Annotated in this window: 12 protein-coding genes and 1 tRNA gene; 7 read left to right on the top strand and 6 right to left on the bottom strand. The window is 44.1% G+C overall.

The features are described from left to right. Window position 1: 1 nt before the first annotated feature. Window positions 2–727, bottom strand: a complete 726-nt coding sequence (locus HMPREF0671_RS07515; protein WP_036898947.1) for an SDR family oxidoreductase — start codon at window positions 725–727, stop codon at window positions 2–4. 107 nt (window positions 728–834) lie between these two features. Between HMPREF0671_RS07515 and sppA the strand changes: the two genes are divergently transcribed. From sppA to HMPREF0671_RS07490, 5 genes are all read left to right on the top strand, one after another. Beyond that, window positions 835–2,598 (top strand): signal peptide peptidase SppA, encoded by a 1,764-nt coding sequence (gene sppA / locus HMPREF0671_RS07510; protein WP_036898944.1) that lies wholly within the window; start codon window positions 835–837, stop codon window positions 2,596–2,598. Between the two features lie 4 nt (window positions 2,599–2,602). Continuing rightward, the gene (lpxK, locus tag HMPREF0671_RS07505) at window positions 2,603–3,778 is read left to right on the top strand and encodes a tetraacyldisaccharide 4'-kinase (RefSeq protein WP_036898941.1); all 1,176 of its coding nucleotides are present in this window, start codon (window positions 2,603–2,605) and stop codon (window positions 3,776–3,778) included. Next, window positions 3,663–4,475, top strand: coding sequence for a purine-nucleoside phosphorylase (locus HMPREF0671_RS07500; protein WP_084589739.1), 813 nt, complete (start codon window positions 3,663–3,665; stop codon window positions 4,473–4,475). Before lpxK ends, HMPREF0671_RS07500 begins: the two co-directional genes overlap by 116 nt. Window positions 4,476–4,489: 14 nt before the next feature. Beyond that, the gene (thiL, locus tag HMPREF0671_RS07495) at window positions 4,490–5,566 is read left to right on the top strand and encodes a thiamine-phosphate kinase (RefSeq protein WP_036898935.1); all 1,077 of its coding nucleotides are present in this window, start codon (window positions 4,490–4,492) and stop codon (window positions 5,564–5,566) included. Window positions 5,567–5,668: 102 nt separating this feature from the next. Beyond that, a tRNA-Phe gene (locus HMPREF0671_RS07490) sits at window positions 5,669–5,741 on the top strand. 215 nt (window positions 5,742–5,956) lie between these two features. On the opposite strand, the gene rplT is transcribed toward HMPREF0671_RS07490, so the two are convergent. The 5 genes from rplT to HMPREF0671_RS11780 all read right to left on the bottom strand — a co-directional run bounded on the left by rplT (window position 5,957) and on the right by HMPREF0671_RS11780 (window position 11,156). After that, the gene (gene rplT, locus HMPREF0671_RS07485; RefSeq protein WP_036898932.1) at window positions 5,957–6,301 is read right to left on the bottom strand and encodes a 50S ribosomal protein L20; all 345 of its coding nucleotides are present in this window, start codon (window positions 6,299–6,301) and stop codon (window positions 5,957–5,959) included. 41 nt (window positions 6,302–6,342) lie between these two features. Beyond that, complete coding sequence (gene rpmI, locus HMPREF0671_RS07480; RefSeq protein WP_036898929.1) at window positions 6,343–6,540, bottom strand: 50S ribosomal protein L35; 198 nt, start codon at window positions 6,538–6,540, stop codon at window positions 6,343–6,345. Window positions 6,541–6,623: 83 nt separating this feature from the next. Next, window positions 6,624–7,304 (bottom strand): translation initiation factor IF-3, encoded by a 681-nt coding sequence (gene infC / locus HMPREF0671_RS07475; protein WP_036898927.1) that lies wholly within the window; start codon window positions 7,302–7,304, stop codon window positions 6,624–6,626. A gap of 182 nt (window positions 7,305–7,486) precedes the next feature. Next, complete coding sequence (gene thrS / locus HMPREF0671_RS07470; protein ID WP_036898924.1) at window positions 7,487–9,451, bottom strand: threonine--tRNA ligase; 1,965 nt, start codon at window positions 9,449–9,451, stop codon at window positions 7,487–7,489. A 433-nt stretch (window positions 9,452–9,884) separates the two neighbouring features. After that, window positions 9,885–11,156 (bottom strand): suppressor of fused domain protein, encoded by a 1,272-nt coding sequence (locus HMPREF0671_RS11780; RefSeq protein ID WP_052052923.1) that lies wholly within the window; start codon window positions 11,154–11,156, stop codon window positions 9,885–9,887. Window positions 11,157–11,425: 269 nt separating this feature from the next. Here HMPREF0671_RS11780 and rsfS point away from each other — a divergent pair, with 269 nt between their 5' ends. Both rsfS and ftsH read left to right on the top strand, forming a co-directional pair. Continuing rightward, a complete protein-coding gene (gene rsfS / locus HMPREF0671_RS07460; RefSeq protein ID WP_036898920.1) occupies window positions 11,426–11,785 on the top strand; it encodes a ribosome silencing factor in 360 nt (119 codons plus the stop codon). 51 nt (window positions 11,786–11,836) lie between these two features. Beyond that, window positions 11,837–13,876: an ATP-dependent zinc metalloprotease FtsH gene (gene ftsH, locus HMPREF0671_RS07455; RefSeq protein ID WP_036898917.1), complete on the top strand. Its 2,040-nt coding sequence runs from the start codon at window positions 11,837–11,839 to the stop codon at window positions 13,874–13,876. The last annotated feature ends 16 nt before the right edge of the window (window positions 13,877–13,892 follow it).

The following is a 13,892-nucleotide window of genomic DNA, read 5'->3' as shown; positions in this document are numbered from 1 at the left end:
TTTATCTAGTCAATTTCATACGTCTCCAAATGAAATTGGGTATCAATCGCCAGAAGAAAGTGAGAACAGCATAGCGCCAATCTATCACTACAATATGGCGACGAGCCAATATGCTGCGAACTATAGCACGTGCCACTCGCTCCTTATCCATCAACATGGGATAACGACCACCCGATAGCAAGGGGGTATCTACGAATCCCGGACGGATGTCGGTAAATGTAATCGGTAATCGACGGCTATGAGCCAACTGCTCCAAAGCTTGAATATAGGTGGCTTGATAGGCTTTGGTGGCGCTATAAGAGGGAGCCGGACCTAGTCCTTTAGTACCAGCAATAGACGAAACAATAGCTATATGGCCATATCTCTGATGCTCCATGAGATGGAACATGGTATCAATCAAACGTGTAAAACCGCTGACATTGGTATCGACCGTGGCTGTCTCTATAGACTGTTCAAGCATAGGATTCTGCTTTCCTACACCCGATACATGAACATAAAGGCCTATCCCACCCATCTCTTCGACCAAGCGAGTCAACAAGATTGGCGCATCCATCGTCGTAACATCTATCTGCGAGATAGTAACCTGTGCAGGATACTTCGCTTGAATATCGTGTAAAGCATCCAAACGTCGTGCAGCAATGCCGATATGCCAACCGGCTTGACAAAGAAGTAGGGCTACTTCGCGCCCTATTCCCGACGAAGCTCCCATGATAACAGCCTTTTTCATGAAGTACAAAGTTAATTCTTTTTGATTAAAATATAGTTCTTTAGCAAATAAAATAAAAATAAACACGTATCTTTGCATCATATCATCTCTGAAACCAAAAGCTATATATGAAGGATTTTTTCAAAAACGTACTTGCCACAATTGTAGGCCTTTTTATCTTCGGAATTATTACAGTGTTCTTCTGTTTCATCGGTGCTATCGGTATGATAACAGCCAATAGCTCTACCAAGAAGCTAGAATCAAACTCAGTACTGTTGCTGAAACTCGACGGAAACATGTCTGAACAAGACGAAACAACATTGAGTGACCAACTCTATGGAAATACGGGTGTCAGTTTCAAAACTTATATAGAAGCTATCAACGAGGCTGCCCATAATGATAATATCAGCTGTATCTATTTGGAATCAGGCAACTTGACTGCCGATATAGCACAAAGGCAAGAGTTACGCGATGCGCTTTTGGAATTCAAAAAGAGTGGAAAGAAAGTAATAGCCTACGGTGAGAACTATTCACTATTGAACTATTATTTGGCCACAGCTGCCGACAAGGTATACATGAATCCTATTGGTTCGATTACTTGGAAAGGTATAGGTGGTGAGATGGTATATGTGAAAGACTTGCTAGCTAAAGTGGGTGTAAGGGTCGTTCCATTCAGAATGGGCAAATACAAGAGTGCCGTGGAGATGTTCACTGAGGACAAAATGTCCGATCCAAATCGCGAACAGACAGAACGATATATCCATGGATGGTGGGACACAGTATTAAATGCAGTATCCGGCAGTCGTAAAATATCGAAGGATTCTCTTAACGCTTACGCCGACAGACTGATTGGTATGGAGGAGACTTCAAAGATGGTTGGTTACAAAATGGTCGATGGACTGTACTATAACGACCAAATCAAGGATGTCGTAAAGAAAGCTATCGGTATAGATAAAGACGAGGAACTGAATCTCATCACACCATCAGAGTTGGTAGCACAGAAAAGTGAAAGTGCCGAAAAGCATATCGCTGTGTACTATGCATACGGAAATATAGTAAACAACAAGATGCCACAAAGTATGTTTGGTGAAAATCATGAGATTGTAGCTAAAGATGTTTGCCGCGATTTACAAGATTTAGCTGACGATGATGATATAAAAGCTGTAGTTATAAGAATCAACTCCGGAGGTGGAGATGCATACGCATCGGAACAACTATGGCATCAAGTAGCCGAGTTACGCAAGAAGAAACCGGTGGTAATCTCGATGAGTGGTGCAGCCGCATCGGGTGGATATTACATGAGTTGTCCGGCCAATTGGATTGTTGCCGATCCCACAACGATTACCGGTAGCATCGGTATTTTCGGACTACTTCCCGACCAATCAGAACTAATGACCAAGAAGTTAGGCCTGAAATTCGACGAGGTGAAGACCAATCGTAACTCCGTATTTGGGGCTAGTGGTCACTTCTTGACCGGTGAACAGTTCAATATCATGCAAACAGCCATTGAGAATGGATACAAACTGTTCAAGAAACGGGTGGCTGAAGGCAGGAAGTTGTCTATGGAACAAGTGGAAAACATAGCTCAAGGTCATGTTTATCTAGGTGCAGATGCCATCAAAATAGGTCTCGTAGACGAACTTGGAGGCTTGAATAAGGCCATAGCTAAAGCTGCCGAACTGGCAAAGTTGAAGAATTACGGTACCGCTAGTTATCCTGAAGCCAAAAGCTGGTTGGATAACATTATGGCTATACCGGATAACAGCAGTTTCCTTGACAAACAATTGGAAACTACATTTGGCGAATACTACACGACTTTCAAACTTATCAAAGATATGCAACATAGGGACAGATTGCAAGCTGCCATGCCTTACATATTAAGAATACAATAACGCAATGAGAACAGAAGGAGATCTGATAAAAATCAATGAATGGCTATTACCATTAAGTTGGCTCTATGGCATAGGGGTCAGATTCAGAAACTGTCTCTTTGAAATGGGTGTGCTCAAAAGTAAAGCTTTTGATATACCTGTTATCTCTGTAGGAAATATTACAGTGGGTGGTTCGGGTAAAACTCCACACGTGGAATACCTGATTCGACTACTTGAAGATAAGGTTAAAGTCGCAGTGCTGTCACGAGGATACAAGCGCAAATCACGAGGATACCTGCTTGCCGATGAAAATACGGCTATGGAGCAAATTGGCGACGAACCTTTCCAAATGAAAAAGAAATATCCTAATATTTATATTGCGGTAGATGGGAAGCGCTGTAGAGGCATTGATAGGCTCACAACAGATGCAGCTACCAACGATACCGACGTCATTGTGCTAGACGATGCATTCCAGCATCGCTATGTAAAACCCGGCATCAACATTCTTTTAGTCGACTATCATCGCATTATTATTTACGATAAACTGCTGCCGGCAGGAAGACTTCGTGAACCACATTCCGGAAAAAATCGTGCTGATATCGTTATTATCACCAAATGCCCAAAGGATTTGAACCCGATGGAATTTCGTGTATTGACCAAGGCAATGGACTTATATCCTTATCAGAGTCTTTTCTTCTCCACCATAGAATATGCAGACCCAAAGGCTGTATTCATTGACAAGGAAATTGAAAAAGAAGACTTGAAGAATTATAACACGCTACTCTTGACCGGCATTGCCTCTCCACAGCAAATGGAACAAGACCTTACGGCCTGCGTCAAAACGCTCACACCGATGAGTTTTCCGGATCATCACCGCTTCACAGCACGCGATATTGAAGAGATAGAAAGAACATTCATGGCCCTACCAGAGCCTCGCATCATCCTCACAACAGAGAAAGATGCCGCCCGACTGAGCATCTTAGATGGATTCAGCGAACCTGTACGGAGTCATATCTATGCACTTCCCATCCAAATAAAATTCATGCTCGACGACGAAGAGCAATTCAATAAAAAAATCATTGACTATGTACGAAAGAATTCAAGAAACAGCATTCTGGTTAAAGGAAAGGATGACAACAAGTCCAAAAACGGCAATCATACTCGGAACAGGACTCGGACAATTAGCTTCAGAGATAACTGATAGTTATGAATTTCCATACAGTGAAATTCCTAATTTCCCCGTTTCTACGGTCGAAGGACATGCAGGTAAGCTGATATTTGGTAAACTTGGAGGTAAAGACATCATGGCGATGGAGGGACGATTCCATTACTATGAGGGTTATGACATGAAGGAAGTAACGTTTCCAGAGCGCGTCATGTACGAGCTGGGAATTAAAACTCTCTTCGTAAGCAACGCTTCCGGAGGTATGAATCCCGACTTTAAAATCGGTGATTTGATGATTATCGACGACCATATCAACTTCTTCCCAGAGCATCCACTACGCGGAAAGAACTTCCCGACAGGTCCTCGTTTCCCCGATATGCACGAACCATACGACAAGAACCTTATTGCTTTGGCCGACAAAATCGCAGAAGAAAAGGGCATCAGAGTGATGCATGGTGTGTACATGGGAGTACAAGGTCCGACCTTCGAGACCCCCGCTGAATACAGAATGTACCATCGTATGGGAGCCGACGCTGTAGGTATGAGCACCGTACCAGAGGTTATCGTGGCTCACCACTGTGGCATCCGCACATTCGGAATCAGCATCATCACTGATCTAGGATTGGAAGGTCAGGCTGTAGAAGTTTCTCACGAAGAAGTGCAGGAAGCTGCTAATCGTGCTCAACCATTGATGACCGAGATTATGCGCGAGATGATTAAAAGAACAGAATAAGACGATATTAATATATGGAAATATCTGAATTGGGAGAGTTCGGACTCATCGAACGACTCACAAAAGACATCCAAATCAAGAACGAATCGACAAAGTATGGTGTGGGAGACGACTGCACCGTACTTCATTATCCTGACAAAGAGGTGCTCGTAACAAGCGATATGCTGATGGAAGGGGTACATTTCGACCTCACATATATCGACCTTCAACACCTCGGATATAAGTCGGCAATGGTGAATATCAGCGATATTTTCGCCATGAATGGTACACCAAGGCAGATGATTGTCAACATAGCGCTCAGCAAACGCTTCAAAGTTGAGGATATGGAAGCCTTTTATAGTGGACTACGTATGGCTTGCGACAAGTGGAATATCGACATTGTAGGTGGCGATACGACCTCGTCTTATACCGGACTGGCTATCAGTATCACGTGTATCGGTGAAGCAGCAAAAGAGGATATTGTGTACCGTAATGGAGCCAAGGATACCGACCTCGTATGTGTAACGGGCGACCTCGGAGCCGCATATATGGGTTTACAGTTGCTCGAACGCGAGAAATCGGTCTATTACCAACAAGTGGAAGAAGCTCAAAAGAAGAACGACCAGCATGCACTGGAACAACTTCGTAACTTCCAACCCGACTTTGCCGGCAAGGAATACCTGCTCCAACGCCAACTGGAACCGGAAGCTCGTGGAGATATGATACAAAAATTACGCGAGGCAAATATCCATCCTACAGCCATGATGGACATCTCCGATGGACTCAGTAGTGAGCTCCTACACATCTGTAAGCAGAGCCATTGTGGATGCCGCATATACGAAAAGAACATCCCTATCGACTATCAAACAGCCGTCATGGCAGAAGAATTCAACCTGAATGTTACCACCTGTGCTCTCAATGGTGGCGAAGACTACGAGCTACTCTTCACAGTTCCCATTGGCGACCATGCCAAAATAGAAAACATTGAAGGCGTGCGGCTCATCGGACACATCACAAAAGAAGAACTTGGTAAGCAGCTCATCAGTAGAGATGGAAACGAGTTTGAACTTTTAGCACAAGGTTGGAATCCAATGGCTAAGTCCGGTAAATAGCCTTATATAGTTAATTTTTATTAACCACCAAGGGAAACTATCGCGGTCATTCGATATTTACAGCTTTTATATATACCTTTGCAACACCTTTTAAATGACTATGGTGCCATAGCTCAGTTGGTAGAGCAAAGGACTGAAAATCCTTGTGTCCCCGGTTCGATTCCTGGTGGCACCACTTCTAGCAAATTCTTTTTAAGAATGCGTAATAGGTAAACTTATAATCAGTGTCATCACTCTTAAAGAGTTGATGACACTTTTCTTTTCGCCCTATCCTCACTCATATCCACAACAAACACTCAATTCAGCTACATTCTATAAACTAACTAGCAACAAAAAAGTGTGTCAGAACATCTGACACACTTTTCATATCGTGTTTGTAGAGGATATACCTTACTTCACTTTATCAACGATAGCCTTGAATGCTTCAGGGTTGTTGACAGCGAGATCGGCAAGAACCTTACGGTTAATCTCGATACCGGCCTTGTGTAGAGCACCCATCAATGTAGAGTAGCTCATATCCTGTAAGCGAGCAGCTGCGTTGATACGCTGAATCCACAATGAGCGGAAGTTGCGCTTTTTATTACGACGATCGCGATAAGCATAGGTAAGACCTTTTTCCCATGTATTCTTTGCTACCGTCCAAACATTCTTTCTAGCTCCATAGTAACCTTTTGTGAGCTTCAGAATTTTAGTTCTCTTTGCTTTAGAAGCAACGTGATTTACTGACCTTGGCATAGTTTTCTGCTAATTTAAAAAGTTCGACTAAAAAGTAATAATTAACGGAGACACAGCAAGTCACGAACCTGCTTCAAGTTTGTCCCATCCACCAATGTCTGATGAACAAGATTTCTCTTTTGCTTCTTTGTCTTCTTAGTCAGAATGTGACTGTGGTAAGCATGATGTCTCTTAATCTTACCTGTACCAGTGAAAGAGAATCTCTTCTTTGCACCGGAGTTTGTCTTAACTTTTGGCATTTTTTTGTTGTTTAATTGTTATTTATATAGAGTGGCAACGCATATACCCGGCGTTACGCACTTTTTCTCTTTCTATGAGAGATTTACTCTCCCTTGAGTTTGCTCAGCACATCCTCGCCATTCTTAGCATTGGCGAACAATCCGTTCTTCTCTGCCAGTACAGCCTGCTCTTCCTTAGCGGCAGCCTTAGCTTCTGCTTCACGCTTTTCGCGATCCATCTTCTGCTGACTTTTCTTTACAACAGCAGCTTTCTTCGGAGCAAGATAGAGGAACATCTTCTTCCCCTCTAACTTAGGCATCTGTTCTACTTTACCATACTCTTCCAAGTCATTGGCAAAACGTAGCAACAACACCTCACCTTGTTCTTTGAACAAAATAGAACGGCCACGGAAGAAAACATACGCACGCACCTTGTTACCTTCATTGAGGAACTCCTGAGCGTGTTTCAGTTTAAACTGGTAGTCGTGCTCATCTGTCTGCGGTCCGAAGCGAATTTCCTTCACTTCTACCTTCACCTGCTTCTGCTTCATCTCCTTTTGATGCTTCTTTTGCTGGTAAAGGAACTTCGAATAGTCAATGATACGACAAACCGGTGGCTGGGCATTTGGTGAGATTTCAACAAGATCTACCCCTTGTTGACGAGCCATATCCAACGCCTTTCGTGTAGGAATCACCTCTGATCCGCTTTCACCTACGATGCGGACTTCACGTACGCGTATCTGTTCATTTACGCGATACTGGTTTTTCATTTTGTCATTCTTCATTCAACTATTTTATGTGACAGTTTTTGCTAAACGGCTGCAAAGTTACGAGTTTTCACTTGACTAGCAAAATTTTTCCACGCTTATTTTAACATCAGCAAGCCATCTATATATAATAAAGAATAGAGATGAACACTTTCATGCTTAAAAAATGTTCATCTCCACCTTAATATTTATTTATTCAATCAATCTTGTGGATGGATTTCTGTAGCCTTCAACATCTCGGCAACTTCTGCATTGATACGGTCGGCAAACGCTTCCATCGTCATGGTAGCCTGCTCGCCACCACCCTGCTTACGCATAGAAACAAGACCTTCGGCAGCTTCTTGCTCGCCCACGATGACCATATAAGGCACGCGTTTCAACTCGTTGTCACGAATCTTGCGGCCTATCTTCTCGTTACGGTCGTCAATCGTAGCACGCACACCCTGTCCGTCAAGGTATTTAGCCACCTTCTTGGCGTAATCATTATACTTTTCAGAGATAGGAAGGATAGCCACCTGATCGGGTGTCAACCACAATGGGAAATGACCAGCAGTATGCTCGATGAGCACAGCAGAGAAGCGTTCCAAACTGCCAAATGGCGCACGGTGAATCATCACAGGAGTCTTCTTGGTGTTGTCATCGTCGGTATACTCCAACTTGAAACGCTCCGGCAAATTGTAGTCTACCTGAATTGTACCCAACTGCCAGCGACGACCGATGGCATCTTTCACCATAAAGTCAAGCTTAGGACCATAGAATGCAGCCTCACCATATTCTATCTTGGCATTCAACCCTTTCTCCTCGCAAGCTTCCTTGATAGCGTTCTCGCTCTCTTCCCACACCTTGGTAGAACCGATATACTTCTCGTGGTCGTTAGGATCGCGCAGAGAAATCTGGGCTTCAAAGTTGTCAAAGTTGAATATCTTGAATACCGTCTGGATAATATCCATTACACGTAAGAACTCGCTCTTCACTTGGTCGGGACGACAGAAAATATGGGCATCGTCCTGAGTGAACGAACGCACACGTGTCAGACCGTGCAACTCGCCGCTCTTCTCATAGCGATATACGGTACCAAACTCTGCTATACGCAGCGGTAGGTCTTTGTATGAACGTGGCTTCCAAGCGAATACTTCGCAGTGGTGAGGACAGTTCATAGGTTTCAACATGTATTCCTCGTCCTCTTCCGGCGTATGGATAGGCTGGAAACTATCCTTGCCATAGTGTGCATAGTGACCTGAAGTCACATACAAATTCTTTGAACCAATATGCGGAGTAATAACCTCTTGATAGCCGAAACGCTTCTGAATCTTGCGCAACATATCCTGCAAACGCAAGCGAAGTTCTGTTCCCTTCGGCAACCAAATAGGCAAACCTTTGCCTACACGCTCCGAGAACATGAAGAGTTCCATCTCCTTTCCTATCTTACGATGGTCGCGCTTCTTGGCCTCCTCTATCATTGCCAGATACTCGTCGAGCATCTTCTTCTTCGGGAATGTGATACCATAGATACGTGTCATCTGCTCGCGCTTGGCGTCACCACGCCAAAATGCGCCGGCAACACTCGTAATCTTGATAGCCTTGATAGCCCCCGTAGACATCAAGTGCGGGCCACGACAGAGGTCGGTAAACTTACCTTGAGTATAAGTAGAGATGGTACCGTCTTTCAAGTCTAGGTCTATGTGCTCGCATTTATACTCCTGTCCATCGGCCTTGAATTCTTTCAGAGCGTCAGCCTTTGATATATCTTTGCGAACTACAGCCTCGTCTTGCTTAGCCAGTTCCTTCATCTTCGCTTCAATCTTGGGGAAATCAGACTCACTAATGACGTCGCCTTCCTTCGGCATCACGTCATAGAAGAATCCGTTTTCGATGGCAGGACCAAAACCAAATTGTATACCGGGATAGAGTTCCTGCAATGCTTCCGCCAACAAATGGGCAGAGGTATGCCAAAATGTGTGCTTGCCTTCTTCGTCCTCAAACTTATAGAGGGCAATGGTAGCGTCCTCGTTGATAGGACGATTCAATTCTACTGTTTCGCCATTAATCCCGCAAGATACAACGTCACGGGCGAGAGCAGGCGAAATACTCTCTGCGATTTGATAACCGGTGACACCCTGTTCGTACTCACGTACAGTGCCATCGGGGAATGTGATTTTTACCATAACAAATTAGCATTTTCGTTTTAATCCTTGCAAAAATAGCATTTTATTTTGTAATGGAATAATTTTTATCCTTTTTTCATGTGTCCGACGGCTCACTGCAGAGGCTTTCCAGCAATGCTGCATCACCTTTTCAGTATTCTTGCATAGTCGAGGCAGCGATGTTGCCAAGCCTTTGCAGTGGGACAGTTGACAAGTTAACGAGGTGACAAGTAGACGAATTATGAGTGAGAAATGATGAGTTAAGAATGAGAAGAGAGCGACAGTAGAGACGGAAAATTTTCCGTCTCCCAAACAAACGATACTAATTATCAGCACACAAAACCACAGGAGACGGTGTACATACGACCTTTTACAAAGCCAGTACAAAGACTTCTACTCGCTCGTTTGGGCGAATACAATTCACCCAAACATTTCCAAAAGTCCTCACTACAAATCACACGCCTTTCTCTCGTATGCGTTTCAGATAAGTTTGTAAGAACTCATTTACTCCCTCTTTCGTCTCAAACTGTTCATTCCACAGACCTATCTTCTCTAACAATCCATCCGCCTTATATTCGTTATCAAATTTAAATTGCAACTCTTCGGCTGTAATTGGAACCACCAGATAGTGTACAACACTCTTGCCGGTAGGCAAATTGGTGACACAGAATTCTTCTGGTGGCATACACAATACGGCTGCCGAGAAAGTCGTATTCGGCGCCAAAGGCCGACCATCTTCATTCGACATGCTATGCCCATAGCCTATCCAACAACCATCTTGCAGCGGCATACGTGCAAAATCTTTGAGCAATCGTATCGGCCAATAGTTGTTCTCGTCTTGAAACACAGCTTCATCTTCCTCGCTAAGCATCAATTTCCAGTCGGCCGGAAGATACATCATGAGTTCCGCGCGTTCGGGCTGTCCGTCGTCTTTTTCTTCCTCCGACAAAGGCATACGATATGCACCAAGCCCCGACGTACACAACTTATAATACGGGCGATACTCGGTTGGCCGGTACACCATAATGTCTAAATGAATGTCATCAGACACTATCTCATGATAAACGAATGCATTCTCTTCCTTTTCCTCATCTGTCATATCACTTTCGTCGTCCAAGAACATTCTGTCTAGCGACCTATCCAGTGCTTCCATTTCATCTTGTTGGTAAGTGTAAGAAAGAAGGCTAGGACCTTCCACCAAGGCTCTTTTCCATAGCGCCAACACGTTTTTCACATCTTCATCCACTTCATCCATGCTAAGAACCAGCGATGGAACATGGTGCTTTTGAGTTACTATCACCATATTTTGAAAGGTTCGCACGCATTTGATATGATCCCACCGATAACGCAAGTAACGAATAACTATTCTGTCTGCACGTCCCGATAGACAATTAATCCTCTCACCATCCACGCTGATACCGTTTATACCATCAGGAAGTTTGTACGTAGCTCCTTTGTATATCTGCACATGTTTCGCGAGCACATAGACTTTAATGCCTAACCAGCAAATGAATAAGACGAGGATATGAACATAACCTTGTCCCATGGCTAGCAAACCAAAGAGGAACAATAAAAATAAATTCTGCCCTATTTTATTACAAAAATCTTCCACTATGAGTGCTAAAAGATAGTCTTTCAAGGTAGCTGGATGATTGTAACAAGCATCTCGACACTGCGCCGTGTCAATCGTTTCATCGCGCAAAAGTTTCTTAGCGTTATAATACATAGGCCAATATTTAAATTAGATTGCGCTCACAAAGATAGCATAAAACAGGTAAAAAAAAATAACAACATTACTTTTTTATATATTTAACACCCCCTATTACACTACCAATAACAGTATAAATTGAAAAAAAAGTTCTTTTATTTTGTCATTCTGTTTAGTTCTGCTAACTTTGCATAAGTTAGGCTATAGTCGGCCATTTGCGAACAAGTTCACATGCCCCTCATTAGCACTAACTTTGCCAAAACAAAAGCTTTATACAATATTAATTAATGGAAGAAACAACAAAACTGGTAGAGACAATCACCAAGGGTATACAAGAAAAAAAAGGAGAGAACATCACTATCGTCGATTTAAAGGGTATCGACGGTGCTATAACCAAATATTTCATTATCTGCCAAGGTAATTCTCCTGCACAGATTGAGGCCATAACCGAATCCATCGGCGACATGGCACGCATCGATTTGGGCGAGAAACCCGTCAATGTGGTGGGGTTGGGAACCGACCAATGGGTTGCCATGGACTACGTAGATGTACTGGTACACGTGTTCTTACCAGAAGCTCGACAGTTCTACGATCTTGAGAATCTGTGGCAAGATGCCAAACTGACCAACATTCCTAACCTCGATTAAGACTGGCACGATATTTGATATTAGAGTTTCCATTCATCAAATCAATTCATTATGAACAATAGAACTTCGCCTAACGGCAACAACAATAACGACCCAAAGATGCCCCGATTCAACATGAATTGGCTCTATGGGCTGATTATCTTTGCCGTGGCTCTCTTCCTTCTTAGCGGAGGTGGGAACTCGATAGCTAGCAATAGCGGGGCAACACAAAAGGCAACTTATGCCAAATTCAAGGAATACGTCATCAAAGGTTACGCTAGTAACATCGTCATCAACACCGACAAGAAGACTCTAAAGATGTATGTAAAGTCAAAAAACATACGCGACGTTTTCCAAATGAGCGCTCAGCAGACAGGCGCCAAGCCCTCTGTCGACGTAGAATTTGGCTCAACCGATAAACTGGAAGAGTTCTTAACTTACGAGCAAAAGCAAGGTAAATTCGTAGATTTCAGCTACGAGAACGAGAAAAGCAATGGGCTTCTCAACATGCTCTTCAGCACCCTTGTGCCCATAGCTCTCTTCTTTGGTTTGTGGTTCTTAATCATGCGACGCATGGGCGGTGGCGGTGCTGCCGGCGGAAATGTGTTCAGCGTGGGCAAGAGCAAGGCTAAAATGTACGAAAAAGGCAATGACCTAGGCATCACATTCAAGGATGTTGCCGGACAAGCCGGAGCCAAACAAGAGGTTCAAGAGATTGTAGAATTCTTGAAAAACCCGGCTAAATACACCGAATTAGGTGGTAAAATACCTAAGGGAGCATTGCTCGTTGGACCTCCGGGAACAGGAAAGACGCTGTTGGCTAAGGCTGTTGCAGGCGAAGCCGGTGTTCCTTTCTTCTCGATGAGTGGCTCGGATTTCGTTGAAATGTTTGTGGGTGTAGGAGCCAGCAGAGTGCGCGATGTGTTCCATCAAGCTAAAGAAAAAGCTCCTTGCATCATCTTTATCGACGAAATAGATGCTGTAGGTCGTGCCCGTAGCAAGAATCCATCAATGGGTGGAAACGACGAACGCGAAAACACACTCAACGCTCTTCTGACCGAGATGGACGGATTCGGAACCAATAGCGGAGTCATTGTATTGGCCGCAACCAACCGTGCCGACATGCTCGACAAGGCTCTACTGCGTGCCGGTCGTTTCGATAGACAGATCAATGTAGACCTACCCGACTTACAAGAACGACGCGAAATATTCCAAGTTCATCTTCGTCCTATCAAGACAGATAAGACTGTTGACATCGATTTCTTGTCTCGTCAGACTCCCGGTTTTTCAGGTGCCGACATCGCAAACGTATGTAACGAGGCTGCATTGATAGCTGCCCGACACAATAATACTTATGTAGGAAAACAGGATTTCTTAGACGCTGTAGACCGTATCATTGGTGGTTTGGAGAAGAAAACCAAAGTTATGACAGCTGCAGAGAAGCGTTCCATCGCCCTACATGAGGCTGGACATGCCACCGTTTCATGGTTCTGCGAGCATGCCAATCCACTTGTTAAGGTGAGCATCGTGCCACGTGGACAGGCTTTGGGAGCCGCTTGGTATCTGCCGGAAGAGCGCCAAATCACAACCAAAGAGCAGATGCTCGATGAGATGTGTGCCTTGTTGGGTGGCCGAGCTGCCGAAGAACTCTTCACCGGACATATCTCTACGGGTGCAATGAACGATTTGGAACGGGCCACCAAAAGCTCGTATGGCATGATAGCCTATGCCGGTATGAGCGACCGATTGCCCAATATATGCTATTATAATAACCAAGAATATCAGTTCCAACGCCCTTACTCAGATACGACGGCAAAGATTATCGACGATGAAGTGCTGAAGATGATTAACGAACAATACGCTCGTGCCAAGCAGATATTGACCGAACATAAAGATGGTCATAACCAGTTGGCCGACCTACTTGTCAAGCGTGAGGTTATCTACGTGGAAGATGTGGAAGAGATTTTCGGCAAACGTCCGTGGGTAAGTCGCTCGCAGGAGATTATCAACGAGAACGAAGCGAATGCTCCAAAGCTCGAAGATATGCCCGAAGAAGTAAAGCAAGCAGAGGCTGAACACCAGCAGAAGCTAGTCGAAGAAAAAGAAAGTTAAGACTAAAAATAACAAC

The organism is Prevotella sp. S7 MS 2, from assembly GCF_000762865.1.
In the GTDB taxonomy this organism is placed as follows: Bacteria; Bacteroidota; Bacteroidia; order Bacteroidales; family Bacteroidaceae; genus Prevotella.
Note: the sequence above shows the minus strand (reverse complement) of the source record. Positions and strands in the feature narration are given on the sequence as shown.